Source organism: Pseudomonas sp. UMAB-08, assembly GCF_900095225.1.
In the GTDB taxonomy this organism is placed as follows: domain Bacteria; phylum Pseudomonadota; class Gammaproteobacteria; order Pseudomonadales; family Pseudomonadaceae; genus Aquipseudomonas.
This window is the reverse complement of the sequence record NZ_LT607416.1, coordinates 460,226-483,266: the sequence shown is the minus strand read 5'-3', so window position 1 is coordinate 483,266 and position 23,041 is coordinate 460,226. Positions and strand designations below refer to the sequence as shown.

Below are 23,041 nucleotides of genomic sequence, written 5' to 3'. Positions count from 1 at the left end.
AGCTGTTTGCCGCGTTTCCAGGTGGTCATCAGGATGTACAGGACCAGCCCTGCCAATACTGGGAACGCGCCGCCCTGTACCACTTTTGGCACGTTGGCGGCAAAGAACACGCCATCGACCAGCAGGAAGCCAATCAGCACTGGAACCACCAGAATCGGTGGCCACTTCCACAGCAGCAGCATCACCGCTGAAACCAGAATCGAGGTGCACAGCATGGTGCCCGTCACGGCAACGCCGTAAGCAGAAGCCAGGGCGCCAGAGGACCCAAAGCCCAACACCAGCAGAATCACGCCCACCATCAGCGACCAGTTCACCGCACCAATATAAATCTGGCCCTGGGCAGCACTGGAGGTGTGTTGAACGTGCATGCGCGGGATGTACCCAAGCTGGATGGCTTGCAGCGTCATGGAAAACGCCCCGGAAATCACCGCTTGCGAGGCGATAACCGTCGCAAGCGTCGATAACGCCACCAAGGGAATCAACGCCCAGCTGGGCGCCAACAGGTAGAACGGGTTGCGCGCCGCTTCCGGGTCTTCGAGCAACAACGCGCCCTGACCGAAATAATTCAGGACCAACGCTGGCAACACCAAAATGAACCAGGCGCGAGCGATTGGTTTGCGACCGAAGTGGCCCATGTCGGCGTACAGCGCTTCAGCACCCGTCAGCGCCAGCACCACGGCACCGAGTACCGCTACACCGAGACCCGGATGGACGATAAAGAAGCGCACGCCCCAGACGGGGTTGAGCGCCTTCAACACTTCCGGATGCGCCACAATCCCGTTAATGCCCAGCGCAGCCAGCACCAGAAACCAGGTCACCATCACCGGCCCGAACAGGATGCCGATCCGCGCCGTACCGTGGCGCTGAAGCACAAACAGGGCCACCAATACGACCAGAGAAATGGGCACCACCCAACGCTCGAGGCCATCGAACGCCAGCTCCATGCCTTCTATCGCCGAGAGCACAGAGATGGCCGGGGTGATCATGCTGTCGCCATAAAACAACGTTGCACCGATCAGACCGAAGATTACCAACATGCTGCGCAACCGGGGATACGGCAAGGCCGCCCGCCGCGCCAGCGCGGTCAGCGCCATGATGCCGCCTTCACCCTGGTTATCGGCGCGCAGGATGAACAGCATGTATTTAAACGAGACGACCCAGATCAACGACCAGAAAATCAGCGCCAGAATACCCAACACACCGTCATGGTTGAGCGGTACCCCATATGCTCCAGAGAACACCTCCTTAAGGGTGTACAGCGGACTGGTACCAATATCACCATAAACCACCCCGACGGCCGCGATCAGCAGGCCCAACGGTTTTGCCGAATTATGCCCAGCATCTGCCTGACTCATTGCCTGACCCATTTACCACTCCTACAACAAGACCTGGGCTCCAAAAACACAATGCTGTGCCTGAGCGAGCGCCGTTTTTACCGATATCAATTAACGCCATTGATGCGATCGGGCGTAACGCCGCGAAGCATAGCGCAGCACTCGTCGTAATTCTCTGCATAAAGCTGGTCAATCTATGGTCTCGCCGCTAGAATTGCGCACTTTTTGATCAGAGGCGCACCCAGCGCCCAGTCAGTGTCCCCGGCCATGTGCCCGGGCGCCCCCAATGCCGAGGTTCGCCATGTCCACCGTCACCACGCCATCCGCCCCAAAGGTTGGCTTCGTTTCCCTGGGTTGCCCCAAAGCTCTGGTCGATTCCGAGCGCATCCTCACCCAACTGCGCATGGAAGGCTATGAAATCGTGGCCACTTACCAGGACGCCGACGTCGTGGTGGTCAACACCTGCGGCTTTATCGACACTGCCAAGGCCGAGTCCCTGGAAGTGATCGGTGAAGCCCTCGCTGAAAACGGCAAGGTTATCGTGACCGGCTGCATGGGCGTAGAAGAAAGCGCGATCCGCCTGGTTCACCCTAGCGTGCTGGCCGTTACCGGCCCGCAACAGTATGAACAAGTGGTCAACGCCGTTCATGACGTCGTACCGCCAAACCTCGATCACAACCCGCTGATCGATCTGGTGCCACCTCAAGGCATCAAGCTGACGCCACGCCACTATGCCTATCTGAAAATTTCCGAAGGCTGCAACCACAGCTGCAGCTTCTGCATCATCCCGTCGATGCGCGGCAAGCTGGTCAGCCGTCCGGTCGGCGACGTACTCGACGAAGCCCAGCGCCTGGTAAAAGCCGGGGTCAAAGAATTGTTGGTGATCTCCCAGGACACCAGCGCTTATGGCGTCGACATCAAATATCGGACTGGCTTCTGGAACGGGCAGCCGGTCAAGACACGCATGACCGAGTTGTGTGAAGCCCTTAGCACGCTCGGGGTGTGGGTCCGCTTGCACTACGTCTACCCGTACCCGCACGTCGATGAATTGATTCCACTGATGGCCGCCGGGAAAATCCTGCCGTACCTGGATATCCCCTTCCAGCACGCCAGCCCGAAAATCCTCAAGGCGATGAAACGCCCCGCCTTCGAAGACAAGACCCTGGCGCGAATCAAGAACTGGCGCGAAATCTGCCCGGACCTGATCATCCGCTCGACCTTCATCGTCGGCTTCCCAGGCGAAACCGAAGAAGACTTCCAATACCTGCTCGAATGGCTGACCGAAGCCCAACTCGACCGCGTAGGCTGCTTCCAGTACTCCCCGGTGGAAGGCGCACCAGCCAACGCCTTGGGCGATCACGTCCCGGACGAGATCAAGCAGGACCGTTGGGACCGCTTCATGGCTCACCAGCAAGCCATCAGCGCAGCACGCTTGCAATTGAAAGTCGGCAAAGAGATTGAAGTGCTGATCGACGAAATCGACGAAAACGGTGGTGCCGTAGGCCGCTGCTTCTTCGACGCACCTGAAATCGACGGCAACGTCTTTATCGACAGTGACCAGGACCTCAAGCCGGGCGACAAAGTCATGTGCCGGGTCACAGACGCTGACGAATACGACCTGTGGGCTGAAACGGTTTAAATCAGCCTGTCGCTCGAAAAAAAGCCCTGCCCTTCAACTGGCAGGGCTTTTTTGCAACTTAGGGAAAAGTCTTACCTCCTGCTACTCCCTCCGCCGACATAACCCTCTCTCTATTCCCGTCATAGTCGTCGCTTTCGAGAAACGCGAAGGATTGTGCGAATGGGATCGGCCACTGCTAAACGGATCGCGTTACCAGAAGATCTCCCCTGGCAACAAAGCGTCGGCCTGCTGCTAGATGCCGTACAGGTCGAGAAGCTTTTGCCGCGTCTATTCGAGTGGGCCGAGATTCCAAGGGTGGACGTGCTTTATCTCACCACTCGGCTTGCCGAGTTTAGAGACCTGTCCCCCTGCCTTGTCTGCCTGAAAAGTGCGGGCGACCCGACGCTTGCGCAGTTCCTGGAAAACGTCGATCAGCATTGGGGCTACCTGCTGGTCAGCGATGAGCCTTGGGAGCAGGTGGTTGCGCATCTGCGCTGGCTGACCGTCATTGAGTACCCGTCCGGGCAAGACATGCTGCTGCGCATTGCCTACCCGGCAGTGGCAGATGCCCTGTTTGGTGCGGAATATCCAGACTCCGTGCTGTTCGGTCCCTGCCAGCATATCTTCACCGCAGACCTTGCGCGTAGCGGCTGGCATTGCTACGCCCGCCCCGGCGAAATGCCGCCCCCGAAACACGATGCACCCTACCGACTTAACGAAAAGCAGTGGGACCGTCTCGACGACGCCAGCTTTGGCAAACGGTTGACCGAACTCTCCCTGCACATGAAGCACTACTTCCCTGACTACCAGGCTGATTTAACGGATCAGCAGTATTGGGAGCATCTGCAGGCGTTGGCGCGCCGTGCTGTCGAGCACGGTTTTGACTGTGAAAAAGAACTGCACCTGTACGCCAATGCCCATGGTTTTTTGGGCGAACAAGGGCTACGGAAAGACCCCGACATCGTCAGCCTTTTAGACCCTAAATCCAGTTTACCCAAGGCCCAGCGCATCGAACGCATCGCTGATCTGGCCCAGAAAAGGCGCCTGCCATGACCGATTTCATGACCCCACGCGGTCACATGGCCAATCTGGTCGCCCAATCCAAAAGCGCCACGCCCTTCGGCGAAGTCGGCGTTTGCCCACTGCTGCAAAAAACCATTCACCTGCTGCCGGTGCGTTACGGCCTGGTTGAAAACAGCCTCGATCTCGGCGCCGATCTGGCCATGCCTTATAAACTGCAGAGCCGCCCGCTGGGTCTGCGCATGCTGCGTGATGGCTATCTGTACGTGATCGACAGCGCCACCGGCATGCTGAGTGAATACAGCATCAAAGACGGCTCGCTGGAGTACTGGCTGTTCACCGGCAAGGCGTTCAAAGAGGATCGCCCGCCCCAGGGTGATCCACCCGAAATGATCTTCTCCAAGAGCAGCGTGCTGCATGTCGCCTACTCGGAGGTGCAGTGGACCGTCGCCAAGTGCCAGCAGGTGCTCGATAGCGCCACCGAGCGCGAGCACTTCATGCAGCGTATCGACCTGACGCCGGTCAACAGCGAACACATCGTCGCGCCGCTGCTGCATGAGCGGCACGCGAAGAAATGGCTGGCCGAGGTGGCGCGGGATCACGATGCTCCTCAACAAGGCCTTACCCCTGAAGAAAACATTCCGTATCTGTGGGAACACCCACCGCTGTTTCGTCAGACCTTGATCGAGGAACTGACCAGCCAGGTCAGCAACGAGCACAAAAACGACTTCCTGTTCCTCGCCGTACGCGACGATATCGGCGTAATGCGCGACCTGGCGAACTATCAGGACAAGGTGGTGGGCTGGATCGATGACTGGGCCCGCAGCGGTCAGGAAGAGGACCATACGGAGCGTGATTACTTGCTGGGCTGCTACATCGAATCGCTGAGTCAGATCAGTGCCGCCAACCTCGGCAAAATGGCCGAGAGCACCGATGACCCTGCGCTCAAGGCGTTATTGCTTGATCTGCAAACGCTGCCCGAACCCCAGCGTGGGGAAACGCGGCAGGCGTTGCTGGAGGTGCTGAACCTTGATCCGGTCGCCAACCCGCTGCCCGGTGTTTCCGACCCTGATCATCCTGCCGACCTCAAGGCCCAGCTAAAAAGCATCCAGCTCGGCCCCGTGCGAGCCATTGGCTACAACATGGTCAGCGAACTGGAAAAAGCCGTCGAGCTTTACTACCTCAAACAAAAACTTGCCGCCGCCGACCCTGACTTCATCGCCACCCACTGGCAAACCCTGGTCAAGTTGCACCGAAAACAGGATAAGCGACTAAGAGACCTGCTGTACGGCGCCCGTTGGGGCCGGCGCGGGATCAACGACCTGATCGACCGTCCGCGCATGGACGCTTTTCTCAAGGCGCAACGCCCCAAGCTCGCGCATTGGAACACCCTGCTTGATCGCATCACCCACGACCGACTGGAGATGCTCACCCTCAACCGTTTCCACCGCGCCGCCTGGTATTACGACGCCAACGATCTGGAGCAGATCGATCACGCCTTGCTCACCCAATACGACTGCTTGAAAGACCTGTGCCGCAGTGACACTGCCTACGACACCATTGTTGCCTGGCTGAACCGCAACCCGCATCAGAGTCGGTCGCTGTTTTTTACCTTGCCGCTGAGCGTGCAGACCGAACTCGCCGCACAATTCGCCTTGTTCACCAACGCGGGCTGGGGACTGCTTAAAAGCGCGCCGGAGTGGATCGAGAAGCTGAAAACACTGTTTGTCGGCCACCTGCCGGACATCGAAACCCTGCCCCAAGCCACCCAAGTCAACGCCACCGCCGCCTGGGGCACCCTCGCCCCCGCCGTGCAGTGGGGCGTGCAACAAGGGCTGCACGACTTCATGCAGGCCTTGGACAAAGGCCAGATGCCGGACATCGAGGCACTGTTTCGCTACCTGCCCAAGACCTTCGGGGTTTCGTTGCTCGACGCGGCCCGGCGCGAGAAGGTCAGCTTTCAAATAGCAGATGCCGATGACCTGAAAGCCCTGGGTGAGACGGTCAAGGAGGTGCAGGCGAAACGTAGATACCTGCGTTCCCTGAACAACAATGCCCGTCGCTATCGTGCGGAAAAAGATCACTGGCTGGCTCAAGAGCTGGAAAGCCAGCGGCCTGAGACTCAACAGAAACTTAACGTTCTGGAAGAGCGACTGGCCCGGATGCTGAGCCCGATTCGTGAACTGCCAGAGGGGGCGGTTCATTTGCAAACGGCGACGGCCGGCACGCCGGGGTTGGCGTTAGTGTTTCCTCCCGAGCAGCAGGCGCAGGTACGGTCGTTGCTGGATAATTATCGACAAGGAGTGAGGGCTGCGCCTACAGCGGGACTATTAGGGGATGGGGCTGGGCTGTTGGTGTTTGCGGCGCAGTTGGTGAATTTTGTGCAGGTTTACAGGGAGTTTGGCTCACAACCCGAGCCCGTTAAGAATAAAGGCCCCGTGTGGAGTGCATTTTTGACAACTGCAGCTGCCGGATTCGGCGCTGCCCAAGGAATAGCCGATACCGCGCTCAGTGCACACGCAGTCCAGCTAGGCAAAAACCTAAAAGCGGCTGAACTAAAAGGCGTACATGTGCAGATGGGGAAATTGCATATTGGTCTGGGCCTCGTTGGATACTTCTCCGGTGCAGTTTCCGCCCTGATCAACCTGAATGTTTCACACCATAACTGGCTCGACGCCACTCGCGAGGGTAATGCTAGTGCTCAGGCTGGGGCCGCCTTGAGCATGACCGGGAACAGTGCCGCTTTTCTGAATAATGCTTACGGTTTGCGACAAAGCGGTATGGCATTGAAAGACGTTCTGGCCGTTATTTGGCAACCCCAAGCTCGCGCAACCGCTTGGGCGGTGGCGGGACCTCGTTTGGCCACGGTATTTTTCCGTTTCAACGTAGCCGGCATCCTGATTACCGCTCTGGAGCTGTCGGGCAGTTGGTTTTACAACCGCTATAACCTCAGCCGCCATGATCAATGGCTGCAGACTACTCCCTGGAGTCAGGATCCGGATCGACGTTTGTCGCTGCCATTAAGCGAGTACCAAAAAAATCTGCACGTTCAGGTCAAAGCCCCAAAAATCGAAGTGCGGCCAGAGCAACCCGATGATCAGGGCTACTTGTCCGCGACGCGAATAGTGCTGCACCTGCCCACCACCTCCAGCGCCGATTTGATGAAACCTTTTGGCAACAGCAAAGCCAAAACCGTGCTCAGGATAGGTGGCTATGAAGTCCGCACTCACACCACGCGCGTCAAACCCGTCGAGCGCTGGACTGTCGCGACTGACGCATTGATCCAAAAACTTCGGATCAAACAAGCGACACCCTTGGTTCTGGAGTTTGAGGCGCCCACTCGCGAATATCGCCCAACCGCCACCGAGCGCGACGAGTTGGTGGTGACCGTTGAACTCGGAGACTTTAGCCCCGAGGATGGCGCTTACTTACTCAACGTTTATCAATTCCGCGTACCTCTCGACGGCCAAGGCGGTGAGATCGCTGATAAGAACCTTGAACCTCAAGGGGAGAAATGCACTTTTTACCTGATTGATCCCCTCCACCTGCCACAGGAAGACGACTGATATGGCTAAGCCGCGCCTTAACGCACCGCCACCGATCAGTCGTGAACCGTATGCCGGGATGATCGAAACTTTCCCCAGCGGCCAGGTTATCTATCTGGCCCCCGCCCCTTTGCCTACCGGCAAGCCATCTCAGGACTACGGAAATGCGGTAGGTGAAGTAAATGATACCTACATGGATTTTGGATTCGGACTGCCTGCTGTATTTGGTTGGCAGATAACCCTAGGAGGGCCATTTACTTGCTTCTGTTTGTCTGCTTTTCTCATGCCTATTATTTTTGCATTTACGGGCTTGGTGATTGGCGGAACGTTTGAAGAAGCAATGATATTTTTAACAGGGCCATTCCCCATGCTCCTCAAAATAGGTGCATGGGGTGGCGGCGCTGTTCTTCTGATGTTCCTTATCATCTCCCTCAACCACCTCGCCAAATACGAAACCCTCGTCCCTGCCCGCTTCAACCGCCAGCGCCGCGAAGTCTGTTTCGTCCCGGCCGGTCAGACCGAACCGATCTTCGTTCCGTGGGAATCACTCTCGGCGTGGGTCGTCCAGGCCCGAGGTGTTACCCAATATGGCCTGAACACCCAGTACGCCATGGGCCTCGGTTTTTACCACCCGCCTCACGATCAGCAATACACCCTGGAGTTCCACTGCGCCGGCTTTGAGTTGGCCATCTGCAACTGGGAAGCGATTCGCGCGTACATGGAGTACGAAGTCCACACGTTCAAGGACATTCAGGACCCGCTCGACCTGCAAGGCCCCGACGATCCGCCGCATGAGGGGCTGCACACGTTCTACAACGCTCGCGATCGCATGCGCCGTCGGCGCAAGGCAGGCGAAGTCGGCTGGGGTTATCCGTTCTGGTGGTACCTGTACCACGTCATGACCCTCTGGACCCTGCCCAAGCCCAGCGAGAAGTTGCAGCGCATGAGCAAAATGGTCATGGACCTGCGCCAGCAAGAGCCGCAAGTCTCGTTGATTCAACACTTCGTTGAAGTGCAGATCGCTGAAGCGAAACTGAAGTAAGGGTTAACAATCAGCGATGGAACGCCGCTTTTTACCTTAGACGCTCTTCGGTACCGGCTTGTTCAGCTCGCACAACGGGCACGTAAGCTGTCCACTGAGGATTTTTTCGACTTGCCCCTGCGACGCAACAACGCTGCCGGCAACCAAGGGCTGAACCTGCCCTGGCATCAATGGCATCGCCGGCGTTCCCGGTACTGGCACCCCACCCAACAAGATCGGCACGCTGCTGAAAATCCCGGCAGGGCTGATGAGGATGTGCTGACCACCCGCTTTCAGGGTAAGGCTGACGCCAGCATCAATGACTAGGTTAACGCCGGATTTGAGGTGCACCTCGAACCCGGCCTCCATTGCCAACACCTGGCCCACGCGGGTGTGGCTACTGCCTGCCACCTGCAGATGATCGCCCGCCAGCAGCTGAACCTTGCGCTCGCCGGTGAGGGTCCGGTGTTCCTCACCGTTGAGTACCGAGGTGCTGTTGCCCCTGATGGTTTCCAGGCGCTGACCGCCAATTTCAGTCCGGCTGTCGTTCTGGATCAGCTGTTCCATGTCGCGTTGGGCGCGCAGGTAGACCCGTTCCGAACCGCGCTTGTCGTCAAAATGGACTTCGTTGAAACCGGTGCTCGCACTGGAACTCCGGCTGCGAAAGACGCTTTTGGTCTTGTTTTCAGGCAGCCCATGCGCAACGGGATTCAGGTTATTGGCAAGGCAGCCCACGATAACCGGCCTGTCGGCGTCCCCTTCAAGGTATGAAACCAGCACCTCCATGCCCACCCGGGGAATGGTGACGGCGCCATACCCATCGCCCGCCCAACTAGAGGCGACGCGCACCCAGCAACTGGTTGTTTCATCGTCCTGTTCGCTACGGTCCCAGTGGAATTTGACTTTCACCCGACCGAATGTGTCGCAGTAGATTTCTTCATTCACAGGGCCAGTGACCCTGGCAGTCTGGGTGCTGTGAATTCGCGGTTTCGGATGCTCCAGTGCCGGACGGAACTGGACCGCTTCCGCAATGGCGGTGAAGGTGTTGCGATACCCCTGAGCGATGCGCCCGTCTTCAACCGGGCTGCTGTCGGCCAGCTCTTCGAGCACCTGCGGCTGTCTTGCGTCATGTTGCACAAAAATCAGCACCCAGTGGGTTTCGGGGGCGTAATCCTGAACCAGGTGCAAGCGCGATCCACTGCGCAAAAGCGACGCATCACTCTCCCCATCCGCCAGGCGAAAGCCGGTTTGATGGCGCTCAAGCGCACGCTTGGATAGAACGTCACCGCGCCTTTTTTCTTCGAAGTTCCCGGGGTAGACGTAATTCTCCAGGTAGGGACCGTATTTGGGGACTTCGCCGCTCTCCCATTGCGCCTGGGTTCGCGTGGGGTTTTGCAGGCTCTGCAGCGGGATATGGGTCTGTTTGAAGTCATGGTCGCGCAGGGCGACATGGTTGGTTTGGGCCGTCAGTCGCACGCCGAAGGCCTTGACCGCCGGACCTTCTGCCACCAGGCCGCTCCCCGGTTTGAACGGCAANCTCAAGAATGATCTCCGGCACGGTCATTTTCTGGAACGAACGGCGATGGCTCGAGTGCTGCAAAAAGGCCAGAAAGGGCGCCAGCACCAGATGATAATGGGTGAATGCCCCGCCTGTTTTGCCTTGGCGGATCGAATAAATATGACCGTGCAGCCCCTGCCCTTGCGCCCCGAATCTCAGGTAGGCCGCTTTATGCAGCAAGCCGTCCAACGCGTGGGATGAGCGCCTGCTCACCAGTTCGATGTTGATTTCATAGGGTCGGCTCAACGCCTCGGTCCCGTGAAAACTCAGCACCTGCAAGTCAGTTTGCTGTTGCCCGTTGATGTCCAGACAGAACTTCGGGGTAAGGCCGGGATGAGACATGCGCGGATCTTCGTGTCGAAAGGGGCAAACAGTGTCGTTGAAGAGGGACTCAGCGAATGTCGGTCACACTATGAAGAACACGTAGGACTCTTCCCGATATTGAGCGGGCTTGATCTGACACCGTCGAAACCTGTCAGGAAAACGCGGCGGGCTCGACAACCAGAGACTCTACGAAAAATCACCAACGCGCTGCTCTTTTTCTATTAGATTTAATCAACATAAGATCACGCACCAAAACAATCGACGTTAAAAAGCTGCCGAGTCACGGACCGACACTTTTGCCCAAGGAGACAGGTTGTATGCGCAGTCATTCGGTCATTCATACGCCACGACAGAGTGATTACCCGGAACTCGCCCGTATCTGGGAAGACTCGGTGCGGGCCACCCATGATTTCTTGCCCAGCTCTTATATCTCTATGCTCAAGAGCATGGTGCTCAACCAGTATCTGGATGCGGTGATGCTGATTTGCAGCAAAGACACTCGGCAACGAATCACCGGTTTCGCCGGAATCGCCGCGGGTAAGGTCGAAATGCTGTTCATCGACCCTGAGCACCGCGGCCAAGGACTGGGCAAGTTGCTGCTCACTCATGCCATTGAGCACTTCCACGCCGATGAACTGGACGTCAACGAGCAAAACCTTCAAGCCCTGGGGTTCTACCTCAAGCAGGGGTTTGAGGTGATCGGTCGTTCTGAGGTGGACGGCATGGGTCAGCCTTATCCGTTACTGCATATGCGCCTGAGCAGGCCCCTTTGAATGAAGCCTGCGCTGCATGCCCCGGCGATCAGTCGAGCAAGCCGTCAATCAGGGCCTTGTTGAAGTGCTCCGGGTCCTGGATTTGTGGCGCATGCCCCAGAGTCTCAAACTCAACCAGCGTTGCATGAGGAATGCGCTTGGCCACGGCCTTGCCTAGTTCGGGATAGTTCCCCAATGTCTTACGCAACGCTTCGGGGGCCAGGTCTTTGGCGATGGCGGTGTTGTCCTTTTGTCCGATCATTAACAAAGTAGGCATTTTCAGGTTTTCGAACGCGTAGAACACCGGCTGATTGAAAATCATCTCATAGGTCTGCGCTGAGGCATGGGCCACCTCTTCACGCCCCGTGCCGTTGTACATGCCCGCCTGCATATCGACCCAATGATCGAACTCCGGGCGCCATTCGTTGGCGTAATAAGTCGCCTGCTGGTATTTGCGGATACTGTCGGCATTGGTTTTCAAATCCCGCGCATACCATTGCTCGAACGTAAGAGCCGGCACCCCTTTGGCTTTCCAGTCCTCAAGACCGATGGGGTTGACCAAGACCAGTTGGTCGACCTGTTGCGGGTACATCAATGCAAAGCGGGTGGCCAACATACCGCCCATGGAATGCCCGAGCACAATGACGTGGTCGATGCCCAGGTGGGTGAGCAACGAGTTGGTGTTCTGCGCCAATTGCTCGAACGTATAACGGTAATGTTCAGGTTTACTCGACCGACAGAAACCGATCTGATCAGGCGCAATCACCCGGTACCCCGCATCGCTCAACGGTTTGATTGTCCCTCCCCAGGTCGCGCCACAAAAATTCTTGCCGTGCAGCAGCACAACGGTCCGCCCATTGGACGCATCGGACGGCTTGATGTCCATGTAGCCCATCTGTACCTGTTCACCCTGAGACTCAAAAGCAAAATTCTGTGCAGGATAGGGATACTCGAAACCTTGCAACTGCGGGCCGTAGGACGGCGTTTCAGCAGCGAACAACGGCAAACTGACGCTCACTATCAATGCGGCAAGCCATTTGGACATAAACCAGACTCCGGGGAACACGCTTTAGCCAATCAGGACAACGCGTCACCCGCGATGGGTTCCTGGATGGCCTTTCGCTAACGAAAAAGCACAGAACGACCACCTATCTTGAAGGCATTTTCAATGTGGCCGCGATTAACACTGCGTGCGCGGGTACAATAGCCGTCTTTCCCCTTAAGTAACGGCTCTTTGTCATGACAGACCCCATTCGCCTTTCCAAACGCCTTGTCGAGCTGGTCGGCTGCTCCCGCCGGGAGGCTGAACTGTTTATCGAAGGCGGTTGGGTCACGGTTGACGGTGAAGTCATTGAAGAACCGCAGTTCAAAGTCGATAACCAGAAAATCGAGCTCGACCCCGAGGCGAAAGCAACAGCTCCGGAATCAGTGACCATTCTCTTGCATCAACCGGCGCACTTCGACGCCGAAAGCGCGCTGCAACTGATCACCCCCGGCACCCTGTCCGAAGAGCATCGGTACGGTAAGCGCCCCCTCAAAGGGCACTTCATGCGCCTGTCGCCCATTTCGACCCTGCAAGCCAACGCCAGCGGGTTGATGGTCTTCAGTCAGGACTGGAAAATACTGCGCAAGTTGACCGACGATCGCAGCAAGATCGAACAGGAATACGTGGTCGAGATCGAAGGAACCATGGCAGCCCACGGCCTCAATCGCCTCAACCACGGCCTGACTTACAAGGGCAAGGAACTGCCGGCAGTAAAAGCCAGCTGGCAGAACGAAAACCGCCTGCGCTTCGCCATGAAGAACCCCCAGCCCGGCGTCATTGCCCAACTGTGTGAAAGCGTCGGCCTAAAGGTCGTGTCCCTTCGACGCATCCGCATCGGCGGTGTGTCCATGGGCAAGCTGCCAGAAGGCCAATGGCGCTACCTGTCCGGCAAGGAAAAATTCTAAGCCGGCTTGCACCCTCACATTTCAGCGTCGCACAGGCTTCCCGTGCGACGTTCACATCAGACTTATCAGGACCGTAAACCATGATGAACAACGACGTACTGCGTAGCGTTCGCTACATGCTCGATATCAGCGATGGCAAAGTCGTGGATATCATCAAGCTGGGTGGCCTGGACGTGTCCAAGGACGACGTGATCGCCTTCATGAAAAAGGACGAGGAAGAAGAAGGCTATCTGAATTGCAGCGATGAAGTCATGGCGCATTTTCTCGATGGCCTGGTGATCTTCAAACGCGGCAAGGACGACAGCCGCGCCCCGCAAAAAATCGAAGTGCCGGTGACCAACAACACCGTGCTGAAAAAACTGCGGGTTGCCTTTGAGCTCAAGGAAGACGACATGCACGCCATTCTCAAGGCGGCCGAGTTTCCGGTGTCCAAGCCTGAGCTGAGCGCGCTGTTCCGCAAGTTTGGCCACAGCAACTATCGGACCTGCGGCGACCAGCTGCTGCGCAACTTCCTCAAGGGCCTTACGCTGCGCATTCGCGCCTGAGTCCCCTGCGTCAAAACGGATGACCCGACGGACCTCGACCCAAGATCATGACCATGACTTACAACGTCTCCCCCGTCGGCTTCATGCGCTCCTGCTTCAAGGAAAAATTCGCCATCCCCCGGCAGCCTCAACTGGCTCCCGCTGCGCGTGGCGTTCTGGAGTTGGTGGCACCCTTCGACCATGCCGACGCCGTGCAAGGGCTTGAGCAGGTCAGCCATATCTGGCTACTTTTTCTTTTCCATCAGACTCTGGAAGAAAAGCCGCGCCTGAAGGTTCGCCCGCCGCGCCTCGGAGGCAACCAGTCCATGGGCGTGTTCGCGACGCGTGCGACTCATCGCCCTAACGGCATTGGTCAGTCGGTGGTGAAGCTGGAGAAGGTAGAGCCTGGACGCCTTTGGGTCTCGGGCATCGACTTGCTGGACGGCACTCCGGTGCTGGACATCAAACCGTATGTGCCCTACGCCGATAGCGTCGAGGGCGCCACAAACACCATCGCCAGTGCCGCCCCGATGTTGATTCCGGTGCAATGGGAAGGCAGCGCGCTGCTTCAGGCCCGTGAACACGCGCAACGTCTGAATGAGCCATTGGTCGAGCTGATTGAGCAATGTCTGGCGCAGGATCCACGTCCGGCTTATCAGGTACCAGCGCCAGAGCGCCGCTACGGCACACAGTTCTGGGATCTTGATGTCCGCTGGCATTACCCGCAAAACGGGCTGATACGCGTGCTTGAGGTCGTGCCTGCGACACAGTGAAGCAACATGCCGCAAAAGAAAAAACCCGCTCGGCCATTGACTGCCGAAGCGGGTTTTTTTCTGAATCAGCTGACCTTACTTCTCGACGAAGGCGCGCTCGATCAGGTAATCGCCAGGCTCACGCATGCGCGGGGACACCTTCAAGCCAAAGCTGTTGAGAACTTCGCTGGTCTCATCGAGCATGCTCGGGCTGCCACACAGCATTGCACGATCATCCTCGGGGTTGATCGGCGGCAGACCGATGTCCCTGAACAGCTTGCCGCTGCGCATCAGGTCGGTCAGGCGGCCCTGGTTCTCGAACGGCTCACGCGTCACGGTTGGGTAATAAATCAGTTTTTCACGCAATGCTTCACCGAAGAACTCGTTCTGCGGCAAGTGCTCAGTGATGAACTCGTGGTAGGCAACCTCGTTCACGTAGCGTACGCCGTGGCAGAGAATAACCTTCTCGAAGCGCTCATACGTTTCCGGGTCCTGAATGACGCTCATGAACGGCGCCAGGCCCGTTCCTGTGCTGAGCAGATACAGGTGCTTGCCCGGCTTGAGATCGTCCAGCACCAGAGTGCCGGTCGGTTTCTTGCTGATGATGATCTCGTCGCCTTCCTTCAAATGTTGCAACTGCGACGTCAAGGGACCATCAGGCACCTTGATGCTGAAGAACTCGAGATGCTCTTCCCAGTTCGGGCTGGCGATCGAGTAAGCGCGCATGAGCGGGCGCCCGTTCGGCTGCTGAAGACCGATCATGACGAACTGACCGTTCTCAAAGCGCAAACCTGGATCACGGGTGCACTTGAAACTAAAGAGGGTGTCGTTCCAGTGATGGACGCTCAGGACACGCTCGTGATTCATGTTGCTCATGTACGGGGGCTCCGAAAAATTTCGCTCGCGCTGACTCTGAGCGCTATTGCGCGTCATTCTAGTGGCAAGCACAATATCTGTTAAATGAATTATTAAGATATGGGTTATCGGTTATATAGATATGCGATTTACTCTGCGTCAACTTCAAGTCTTCGTCGCCGTCGCTCAGCAGGAAAGCGTCTCGCGCGCTGCCGGGCTTTTGTCGCTCTCGCAATCAGCGGCCAGCACCTCCATTACTGAGCTGGAGCGTCAATCCAGCTGCCAGTTATTTGATCGCGCCGGCAAACGCTTGAGCCTGAACGCAACGGGCCGCCAGCTACTGCCACAAGCGGTAGCGCTACTGGATCAGGCCAAGGAGATCGAGGACCTGCTCAATGGCAAATCCGGCTTCGGCTCATTGGCAGTCGGTGCCACGCTCACCATCGGCAATTATCTGGCCACGCTCTTGATCGGCAGTTTCATGCAGCGCCATCCCGAGAGCCAAGTGAAGCTGAGCGTGCAAAACACAGCGAATATTGTGCAGCAGGTTGCCCATTACGAAATTGATCTAGGTCTGATCGAGGGTGATTGTACCCACCCCGACATCGAAGTTCAGACGTGGGTCGAAGACGAACTGGTGGTCTTCTGCGCCCCGCAGCACCCGTTGGCCAAACGCGGTCACGCCACCCTGGAGGAGCTGACTCAGGAAGCCTGGATCCTCAGGGAGCAGGGTTCAGGCACACGCCTGACCTTCGATCAAGCCATGCGCCACCATCGCAACGCCCTGAATGTGCGTTTGGAGCTGGAACACACCGAAGCCATCAAGCGTGCGGTGGAGTCTGGCTTGGGTATTGGCTGTATTTCTCGGCTGGCACTGCGCGATGCGATCCGCCGTGGCAGCCTGGTGGCGGTGGAAACCCCGGAACTGGACCTGTCGCGGCAGTTCTATTTCATCTGGCACAAGCAGAAGTACCAGACCTCTGCCATGCGCGAGTTTCTCGACCTGTGTCGCGCATTCACCGCAGGGGTTCAGCGCAGCGACGAAATAGTGCTGCCGAGTATTGCCTGAGCCACCCAGCTATCCGCGAACCATCAACCCAGCAGGATCAAGCCCCACACCAGGCCGATCATGCCCAGCGCAATGAATTGCGCTGCGCTGCCCATGTCCTTGGCGTTTTTCGACAGCGGGTGCAAATCCAGCGAGATCCGGTCAATGGCCGCCTCAACAGCGGAGTTGAGCAACTCGACAATCAACGCCAGCAGGCACACGGCAATCAGAACCGCGCGCTCACCCCGACTGACATTGAACATGAAGGCCAGGGGTATCAGGATCACGTTGAGGAGCACCAACTGACGAAATGCGGCTTCACCGGTGTAGGCGGCGCGCAAACCATCGAACGAATAACCGGTGGCGTTGAAGATACGTTTCAGGCCGGTTTGGCCTTTAAAGGGCGACATAGATAGGCAACTGCGTAAAAAAAGACAAAGAAGGCTAATTTAACAAAAGTCAAAAAAGCGTGAGCAACCGGGCCGAATGCAGCGTTAGTTGGCCGGAATCGATTCCATTTGCTGCAAGAGCAAAGCAGCCTGTGTGCGAGTGCGCACATTGAGCTTGCGAAAAATCGCCGTGACATGGGCCTTGATCGTGGCTTCCGAAACACTCAGCTCGTAGGCGATCTGCTTGTTTAACAAACCCTCGCAGACCATGGTCAGTACCCGGAACTGCTGGGGAGTGAGACTCGCCAGACCTGCACTGGCAGCCTTGGCTTCAGCCGAAACGCTGATGGCTTCATTGACTTGCGGCGGCCACCAGACATCACCATCAAGCACCGTACGTACGGCCTGCTGAATGGTCTCGAGAGAACTGGACTTGGGGATGAAACCACTGGCGCCAAACTCGCGCGAGCGAACCACGATGGATGCCTCCTCTTGCGCCGACACCATGACCACCGGGATTTGCGGGTACTGTCCGCGTAACAGGACCAGGCCAGAAAATCCGTAAGCGCCGGGCATGTTCAGGTCCAGCAACACCAAGTCCCAATCAGCCTTATCGGTCAGACAGCTTTCAAGCTCGGCAATGCTTTCGGCTTCAACCAACTTAGCCTCAGGACCCAATCCCAGACTCAAGGCCTGACGCAGTGCACTGCGAAACAAAGGGTGGTCATCAGCAATCAGGATTTCGTATGTCATTTATCAATGATCCTGTTTTAGGTGAGCGCCAATGGATTCAGCGCTCACGAAGGCATCCATCGATGCCGGCAAACTCACGGTACCAACACGGTACGTTCAACGCCAAGACCCACAAAACCAGCGTTCAAGCGTTATTTCGGCGACAAGGATGACGAGCGAAGACGGGGTGGTCAAGTTCAACGCTTTACGGCAAAGTCTGCACCCTGCCAACTAGAGCGTCATCATGCGAAAACAAGCCCTGCGGGCCGACCTGTTAATGCTAATCACCGCGATGATCTGGGGCTCTGGCTTTGTCGCGCAAACTTCAGGTATGGACCATATTGGGCCATATCTCTATACAGGTCTGCGCTTTGCCCTTGGCTCGTTATGCTTGTTGCCCTTGCTGCTCCGTCGCTCTGACGCTGTAAAACCCGAGCCTCTGATGACACGCGGCCTATTGCTCGGCGGCATTGTGATGGGGCTGGCCTTGTGCACAGGCATCAACCTGCAACAAGTCGGCCTGCTGTTTACCAGCGTAACCAACGCCGGATTCATCACCGGCCTCTACGTCATTGTAGTTCCGCTTCTGGGCCTGCTGCTGGGTCACAAGACCGGAACAGGCACGTGGCTTGGCGCAGGTCTGGCAGTGGTGGGTATGTCCCTGCTCAGTGTGGGTGACAACTTCCACGTCGCCTCAGGTGATTGGTTGCAATTGATCGGGGCCTTTGTCTGGGGCGGACACGTCATCCTGGTCGGCGTTTTTGCCAGCCGCCACGACGCGATCCGCCTCGCGTTCCTGCAATTTCTGACTTGTTCGATCATCAGCCTGATCCTCGCGCTGATTTTCGAAGACATTCAGTTGCAGTCGATCATCGCCGCCGGCCCTGCCCTGCTGTACGGCGGCGTGGTTGCCGTAGGGATCGGTTATACCCTGCAAGTCGTTGCACAAAAAGATGCTATTGCCTCCCATGCGGCGATCATTCTTTCCCTCGAAGCCGTCTTTGCCGCCATTGCCGGCGCGCTGCTGCTGGGAGAGTCGCTGCACCTGAAGGGCTACCTCGGTTGCGCGCTGATGCTTGCGGGTATGTTACTGGCACAGTTGTGGCCGAAAAAACCTGAGCCGGTAATGGCCCTATAAAAAAGCCTTGAGATGAGTATGCGACGCATCGTCCAGGTCGACCGGCAGCTGATGTTTGGCAGCCAGATAGTGCGCGGTGAAGACATCCAGGTACGCGTCCAGCACGCCAGCGGCGGTATTGTCCTCGGCCAGTTCAAGGCACAGCGCCGCCACTTCGGCGGTGCAAAAATGATCATCACGCTTGGAGCGACGCAGTCGATAGCGGGAAATCTGTTCCGGCTCCAGGCTGAGCACCGGAAAATGATCCAGATACGGGCTCTTGCGAAACATCTTGCGCGCCTCGCTCCAGGTTGCGTCCAGCAGAATAAAAAGCGGGCGTTTGCCGTCCTCTAGTTTCACCTCAGTGACCACGCGCTCGCTGGCGACAAATTCGCCGGGGAACACGATGTAGGGTTGCCACTGTGGATCATTGAGCAATGCCGGTAACTCGGCATCGACTTCAGTCCGCGACCAACCGTACGCATGGGTTTCTTCGATGACATCGGCAATCAACCAGCCCGTGTTGGTTGGTTTCAGCGGCTCGACGTCATACATCAACAGACACATGGCTGACTTGGCCGCCACCTTCGGGCGCCAGGCGCACAAGCAGTAGCTGAAAATCACGCGGCACCCGGGGCAACGTTCAGCCCTTGAGCCTCGAGCAGTAAAAGGCTTGATGCTGCGCGCCAGGCGTTGGGCTCGCAGCCGGGAAACGGCATGACTCATTGCGGATGACGCCGACAAATAAAAAGCATCGACACAGCAGAAACTCGGCAGATAGGAAGTCGGGGCAGTTTATCAGAGGCCGATGTCGCGCCCTTTGTTTCCTTGTCCTTTGTTTACTTTATACTGCACGACCATTTGAGCCTGCCCAGGCAGACACGCTCTGCGTGTGATCGGTTTTGTCGTTACCGACCCCGGCAGTGAACGCACTTTCAAGTCGCTGGTCCAACGGCCAGTCACTGAATCAGGAGAGTTTCATGCTGCGCCTTATCGTCCCCACCCTTACGCTTTTGCTGGTAGCACCGTTCTGCGCCCAAGCGGCCTCCAAGCAGGATTTCGAGCTGAGCAAAATGCTGGAAAAAGTTGCTAAGGAAAGCAGCGTCGGCACGCCGCGGGCGATCAATGAAGACATTCTGGATCAGGGTTACACCGTTGAAGGAAAAGTCCTGATCAATCACCTTAGCGTGCGCGAAAGCCACGCCATGAAGATGCGCAGCAACCCGGACGCAGTTCGCAGCCAATTGGGCGACAGCGTTTGTCACAACACCGGTTACCGCCAACTCATGGCCAAGGGCGCGCTGCTCAAGTATGAGTTCACCGAATATAAAACCAATCGCCCGGTGGCGACCCAGGCTTTCAAAGCCGCTGATTGCGCGGTCAAGAAATAGTCTCGGTTAAAAATTTCATACGGCGACAAGCAGGGTCTATACATTTAGAAGGCTTTTTAATTTTCAGGGCAAAAAGGGGGTTGCCCGCACTGTTGCGCAGTACCCATGTTTTTCTTTTAACCCAAGGACATAAGCAGAATCAGTATGGATCACTCGGTGACGATATCCGTGCGAAACTGGCACTCCAAAGCCAGCTGTAATGCTCGGACAAATGTCTGGGCAGCCAGCGACACACGATGTGGCGCGGTCGTGTCGATCATGTCGGCACGATCAGTGGTTCTGCAGAAGGAGAAAGTCTGAATGCCTTATGAACCGAATGATTTTTTGTCTCAACACTTCCAGAGCAATGGTTTCGACCTCACCCGCAAGGTTGAAGAACATATCGGCCTGGTTGCTCCCAACAGCCCCAATCTACCGCTCTACCGCGACATGATGTTGACTGTTCTGCGCATGGCGCAGGACGACCGCAATCGCTGGAACGCCAAGATCACCCTGCAAGCATTGCGCGAACTTGAGCACGCCTTCCGGATACTGGAACAGTTCAAGAGCCGTCGTAAAGTCACCGTGTTCGGCTCGGCCCGCACACCCGTAGAACATCCGTTGTATGCCTTGGCACGGGAAGTGGGCGCGGCCTTGGCACGCTCCGATCTGATGGTGATTACCGGTGCCGGTGGCGGCATTATGGCCGCAGCACACGAAGGAGCAGGGCTCGACCACAGCCTGGGCTTCAACATCACTCTGCCTTTCGAGCAGCATGCAAACCCCACCGTTGAAGGCACTGAAAACCTGCTGCCTTTCCACTTCTTCTTTATCCGCAAATTGTTCTTCGTCAAAGAAGCGAACGGACTGGTGCTATGCCCTGGCGGTTTCGGCACGCTGGATGAAGCGCTGGAAGTCTTGACGTTGATTCAGACCGGCAAAAGCCCACTTGTGCCTGTGGTTTTGCTCGACACACCCGGCGGCAGCTTCTGGCAAGAAGCGCTTAATTTCATCAGCAATCAACTGGAGGCCAATCATTACATTTTGCCGAGCGACATGAAGTTGCTGCGACTGGTTTACAGTGCGGAAGAAGCGGTCGATGAAATCAACCAGTTCTACAACAACTTCCATTCAAGCCGATGGCTGAAAAGTCAGTTCGTGATTCGGATGAACCACCCGCTCAACGAGCAGTCACTCGACTACATACAAGGGGCGTTCGCCGACTTGCGGCTGAGCGATACCTTCCATCAGCATATGTACATGGGTGAAGAGCACGACGAACCGCAGTTCAGCCATCTTGTGCGACTGGCGTTTAACTTTAATGGAAGAAACCAGGGCCGCCTGCGCGAACTGGTCGACTACATCAACAAGTCAGAAAACTGGGTCAAAGCGCCTCCCCAACAACAAACCCGTGTACGTGAACCGCTAAAGGTCACGTAAGGGGTCCTGCCCCGGGCAAGCTCAGCGGCTTGTCCACTTCGCTCAGTCATCCGCACCCCGGCCGCTCAACAAGCGGCCGATCATGTCCAGCGGATAACCCCGATAGCTAAGGAAACGTCCCTGCTTTGCACGCTCGCGAGCGTCCACCGGTAGCTTCCCGGCAAACTTGCGTCGCCAGGTTTCTTCCAGTTGAGCCTGCCAGTCGAAGCCACACTCGCGTAATGCCTGCTCTATATCTGCTCGTGGCAAGCCACGCTGCCCAAGCTCCTCACGGATGCGCAAAGGCCCTTGACCCGAGCGAGCACGGTAAGAAACGAAGCTTTCGAGGTATCTCGACTCGGACAACAGCCCTTCTTCCGTAAGCCGGTCGAGGGCAGGTTCGATCAATTCAGGAGGGGCGCCGCGCTGACGCAACTTACGCGCCAGCTCGACTCGACCGTGCTCGCGACGTGCGAGCAGGTCCATTGCAGTACGCCTTACGGCGACAGGCGTATCAAGCACCGCTGTCATAGGCCGTATCAGATATCGACGTCGGTTTCGGCCAGATCAGCAGCAGACATTTTGGCACCTTTGACAGGTAATGCCTTGGTGTCGGCGGCAGGCGATGCCTTGGTATCGGCAGTCGGAGTCAGCAGCTTTTCACGAATCAGCTTCTCGAGGTTCGCACCGACTTCCGGATTATCCGCCAGGAACTTGGCCGAGTTGGCTTTGCCCTGGCCAATCTTGCTGCCCTGATAGCTGTACCAGGCACCGGATTTCTCTACAAAACCGTGAAGTACAGCCAGATCAATGATCTCGCCGTTCAGGTAAATGCCCTTGCCGTAGAGAATCTGGAACTCGGCCTGGCGGAACGGCGGAGCCACTTTGTTCTTCACGACTTTGACGCGGGTTTCACTGCCTACAACTTCATCACCTTCTTTCACCGCGCCAGTACGGCGGATGTCCAGACGGACCGAAGCATAGAACTTGAGCGCATTACCGCCCGTGGTGGTTTCCGGGCTACCGAACATCACACCGATCTTCATACGGATCTGGTTGATGAAGATGACCAGGCAGTTGGCGTTCTTGATATTACCGGTGATTTTACGCAGCGCCTGTGACATCAGACGGGCCTGAAGGCCTACGTGCATATCACCCATTTCGCCTTCGATTTCAGCTTTCGGAACCAGGGCTGCTACGGAGTCGATAACGATAACGTCGACGGCGTTGGAGCGCACCAGCATGTCGGTGATTTCCAGCGCTTGCTCACCGGTATCGGGTTGCGACACCAGCAGGTCGTCAACATTGACGCCAAGCTTGCCCGCGTATTCAGGATCGAGCGCGTGCTCAGCATCAACGAATGCACAGGTAGCGCCCAGCTTTTGGGCTTGAGCGATAACCGAAAGCGTCAGCGTGGTTTTACCCGAGGATTCCGGACCGTAGATTTCAACGATTCGGCCGCGTGGCAAGCCACCGATACCGAGGGCGATATCCAACCCGAGTGAACCGGTAGAAATAGAAGGAATCGCTTGGCGGTCATGATCCCCCATGCGCATCACGGCACCTTTGCCGAATTGACGCTCGATCTGACCCAAGGCCGCAGCCAAGGCTTTCTTCTTGTTCTCGTCCATTGAAGTCCTCACGTAATCAATAAGGCCTGACGGCCACAACACCTGTATAAGTAGACAGTATTATTCCACAGGGTGGAGCGCT

General features: G+C 57.0%; 22 protein-coding genes. 12 read left to right on the top strand and 10 right to left on the bottom strand.

Annotated features, from left to right (window positions below; genetic code table 11):
* On the bottom strand, nucleotides 1–1,367 hold a 1,367-nt coding region (locus K0F75_RS07880), incomplete at its 3' end, for a potassium transporter Kup (RefSeq protein ID WP_257604278.1).
* Nucleotides 1,368–1,635: 268 nt separating this feature from the next.
* On the opposite strand from K0F75_RS07880, the gene rimO reads away from it, so the two are divergent.
* The 4 genes from rimO to K0F75_RS07860 all read left to right on the top strand — a co-directional run bounded on the left by rimO (nucleotide 1,636) and on the right by K0F75_RS07860 (nucleotide 8,559).
* Nucleotides 1,636–2,973: a 30S ribosomal protein S12 methylthiotransferase RimO gene (gene rimO / locus K0F75_RS07875; RefSeq protein ID WP_219061286.1), complete on the top strand. Its 1,338-nt coding sequence runs from the start codon at nucleotides 1,636–1,638 to the stop codon at nucleotides 2,971–2,973.
* A gap of 159 nt (nucleotides 2,974–3,132) precedes the next feature.
* Complete coding sequence (locus K0F75_RS07870; RefSeq protein ID WP_219061285.1) at nucleotides 3,133–4,005, top strand: DUF4123 domain-containing protein; 873 nt, start codon at nucleotides 3,133–3,135, stop codon at nucleotides 4,003–4,005.
* The gene (locus tag K0F75_RS07865; RefSeq protein WP_219061284.1) at nucleotides 4,002–7,538 is read left to right on the top strand and encodes a toxin VasX; all 3,537 of its coding nucleotides are present in this window, start codon (nucleotides 4,002–4,004) and stop codon (nucleotides 7,536–7,538) included. Before K0F75_RS07870 ends, K0F75_RS07865 begins: the two co-directional genes overlap by 4 nt.
* Nucleotides 7,539–7,884: 346 nt before the next feature.
* On the top strand, nucleotides 7,885–8,559 hold the full coding sequence (locus K0F75_RS07860; protein ID WP_257604277.1) for a hypothetical protein: 675 nt from the start codon (nucleotides 7,885–7,887) through the stop codon (nucleotides 8,557–8,559).
* A gap of 36 nt (nucleotides 8,560–8,595) precedes the next feature.
* On the opposite strand, the gene K0F75_RS07855 is transcribed toward K0F75_RS07860, so the two are convergent.
* Together K0F75_RS07855 and K0F75_RS07850 are read right to left on the bottom strand one after the other, a co-directional pair.
* Nucleotides 8,596–10,047, bottom strand: coding sequence for a type VI secretion system Vgr family protein (locus tag K0F75_RS07855; protein WP_219061282.1), 1,452 nt, complete (start codon nucleotides 10,045–10,047; stop codon nucleotides 8,596–8,598).
* Entirely contained in the window at nucleotides 9,968–10,438 is a 471-nt protein-coding gene (locus K0F75_RS07850; RefSeq protein ID WP_219061281.1) for a contractile injection system protein, VgrG/Pvc8 family, read from the bottom strand. The genes K0F75_RS07855 and K0F75_RS07850 overlap by 80 nt, the downstream gene beginning before the upstream one ends.
* Before the next feature lie 299 nt (nucleotides 10,439–10,737).
* Between K0F75_RS07850 and K0F75_RS07845 the strand changes: the two genes are divergently transcribed.
* Nucleotides 10,738–11,193: an acetyltransferase gene (locus K0F75_RS07845; RefSeq protein WP_219061280.1), complete on the top strand. Its 456-nt coding sequence runs from the start codon at nucleotides 10,738–10,740 to the stop codon at nucleotides 11,191–11,193.
* 28 nt (nucleotides 11,194–11,221) lie between these two features.
* On the opposite strand, the gene K0F75_RS07840 is transcribed toward K0F75_RS07845, so the two are convergent.
* Nucleotides 11,222–12,217: an alpha/beta fold hydrolase gene (locus K0F75_RS07840; protein ID WP_219061279.1), complete on the bottom strand. Its 996-nt coding sequence runs from the start codon at nucleotides 12,215–12,217 to the stop codon at nucleotides 11,222–11,224.
* A 194-nt stretch (nucleotides 12,218–12,411) separates the two neighbouring features.
* Between K0F75_RS07840 and K0F75_RS07835 the strand changes: the two genes are divergently transcribed.
* The 3 genes from K0F75_RS07835 to tsaA all read left to right on the top strand — a co-directional run bounded on the left by K0F75_RS07835 (nucleotide 12,412) and on the right by tsaA (nucleotide 14,419).
* Complete coding sequence (locus K0F75_RS07835) at nucleotides 12,412–13,122, top strand: rRNA pseudouridine synthase (RefSeq protein WP_219061278.1); 711 nt, start codon at nucleotides 12,412–12,414, stop codon at nucleotides 13,120–13,122.
* Between the two features lie 80 nt (nucleotides 13,123–13,202).
* A complete protein-coding gene (locus tag K0F75_RS07830) occupies nucleotides 13,203–13,667 on the top strand; it encodes a DUF1456 family protein (protein WP_219061277.1) in 465 nt (154 codons plus the stop codon).
* A 53-nt stretch (nucleotides 13,668–13,720) separates the two neighbouring features.
* Complete coding sequence (gene tsaA / locus K0F75_RS07825; RefSeq protein WP_219061276.1) at nucleotides 13,721–14,419, top strand: tRNA (N6-threonylcarbamoyladenosine(37)-N6)-methyltransferase TrmO; 699 nt, start codon at nucleotides 13,721–13,723, stop codon at nucleotides 14,417–14,419.
* 75 nt (nucleotides 14,420–14,494) lie between these two features.
* On the opposite strand, the gene fpr is transcribed toward tsaA, so the two are convergent.
* The gene (gene fpr, locus K0F75_RS07820) at nucleotides 14,495–15,274 is read right to left on the bottom strand and encodes a ferredoxin-NADP reductase (RefSeq protein WP_219061275.1); all 780 of its coding nucleotides are present in this window, start codon (nucleotides 15,272–15,274) and stop codon (nucleotides 14,495–14,497) included.
* Between the two features lie 121 nt (nucleotides 15,275–15,395).
* On the opposite strand from fpr, the gene K0F75_RS07815 reads away from it, so the two are divergent.
* On the top strand, nucleotides 15,396–16,322 hold the full coding sequence (locus K0F75_RS07815) for a LysR family transcriptional regulator (RefSeq protein ID WP_219061274.1): 927 nt from the start codon (nucleotides 15,396–15,398) through the stop codon (nucleotides 16,320–16,322).
* A gap of 23 nt (nucleotides 16,323–16,345) precedes the next feature.
* On the opposite strand, the gene K0F75_RS07810 is transcribed toward K0F75_RS07815, so the two are convergent.
* Both K0F75_RS07810 and erdR read right to left on the bottom strand, forming a co-directional pair.
* On the bottom strand, nucleotides 16,346–16,711 hold the full coding sequence (locus tag K0F75_RS07810) for a diacylglycerol kinase (protein ID WP_219061273.1): 366 nt from the start codon (nucleotides 16,709–16,711) through the stop codon (nucleotides 16,346–16,348).
* An 84-nt stretch (nucleotides 16,712–16,795) separates the two neighbouring features.
* The gene (gene erdR / locus K0F75_RS07805; RefSeq protein WP_219061272.1) at nucleotides 16,796–17,443 is read right to left on the bottom strand and encodes a response regulator transcription factor ErdR; all 648 of its coding nucleotides are present in this window, start codon (nucleotides 17,441–17,443) and stop codon (nucleotides 16,796–16,798) included.
* Nucleotides 17,444–17,666: 223 nt separating this feature from the next.
* Between erdR and K0F75_RS07800 the strand changes: the two genes are divergently transcribed.
* Entirely contained in the window at nucleotides 17,667–18,560 is an 894-nt protein-coding gene (locus K0F75_RS07800; protein WP_219061271.1) for a DMT family transporter, read from the top strand.
* Here the strand turns inward: K0F75_RS07800 and K0F75_RS07795 are convergent.
* Nucleotides 18,555–19,265, bottom strand: coding sequence for a tRNA-uridine aminocarboxypropyltransferase (locus K0F75_RS07795; protein ID WP_219061270.1), 711 nt, complete (start codon nucleotides 19,263–19,265; stop codon nucleotides 18,555–18,557). The two genes, K0F75_RS07800 and K0F75_RS07795, sit on opposite strands and share 6 nt — an antisense overlap.
* Nucleotides 19,266–19,519: 254 nt before the next feature.
* Here K0F75_RS07795 and K0F75_RS07790 point away from each other — a divergent pair, with 254 nt between their 5' ends.
* Together K0F75_RS07790 and K0F75_RS07785 are read left to right on the top strand one after the other, a co-directional pair.
* A complete protein-coding gene (locus K0F75_RS07790) occupies nucleotides 19,520–19,930 on the top strand; it encodes a quorum-sensing-regulated virulence factor family protein (protein ID WP_219061269.1) in 411 nt (136 codons plus the stop codon).
* Between the two features lie 300 nt (nucleotides 19,931–20,230).
* Nucleotides 20,231–21,349, top strand: coding sequence for an LOG family protein (locus K0F75_RS07785; RefSeq protein ID WP_219061268.1), 1,119 nt, complete (start codon nucleotides 20,231–20,233; stop codon nucleotides 21,347–21,349).
* A gap of 42 nt (nucleotides 21,350–21,391) precedes the next feature.
* Here the strand turns inward: K0F75_RS07785 and recX are convergent, their stop codons facing one another.
* Nucleotides 21,392–21,859, bottom strand: a complete 468-nt coding sequence (gene recX / locus K0F75_RS07780; protein ID WP_219061267.1) for a recombination regulator RecX — start codon at nucleotides 21,857–21,859, stop codon at nucleotides 21,392–21,394.
* Nucleotides 21,860–21,867: 8 nt separating this feature from the next.
* Nucleotides 21,868–22,959, bottom strand: coding sequence for a recombinase RecA (gene recA, locus K0F75_RS07775; protein ID WP_219061266.1), 1,092 nt, complete (start codon nucleotides 22,957–22,959; stop codon nucleotides 21,868–21,870).
* Nucleotides 22,960–23,041 lie beyond the last annotated feature (82 nt).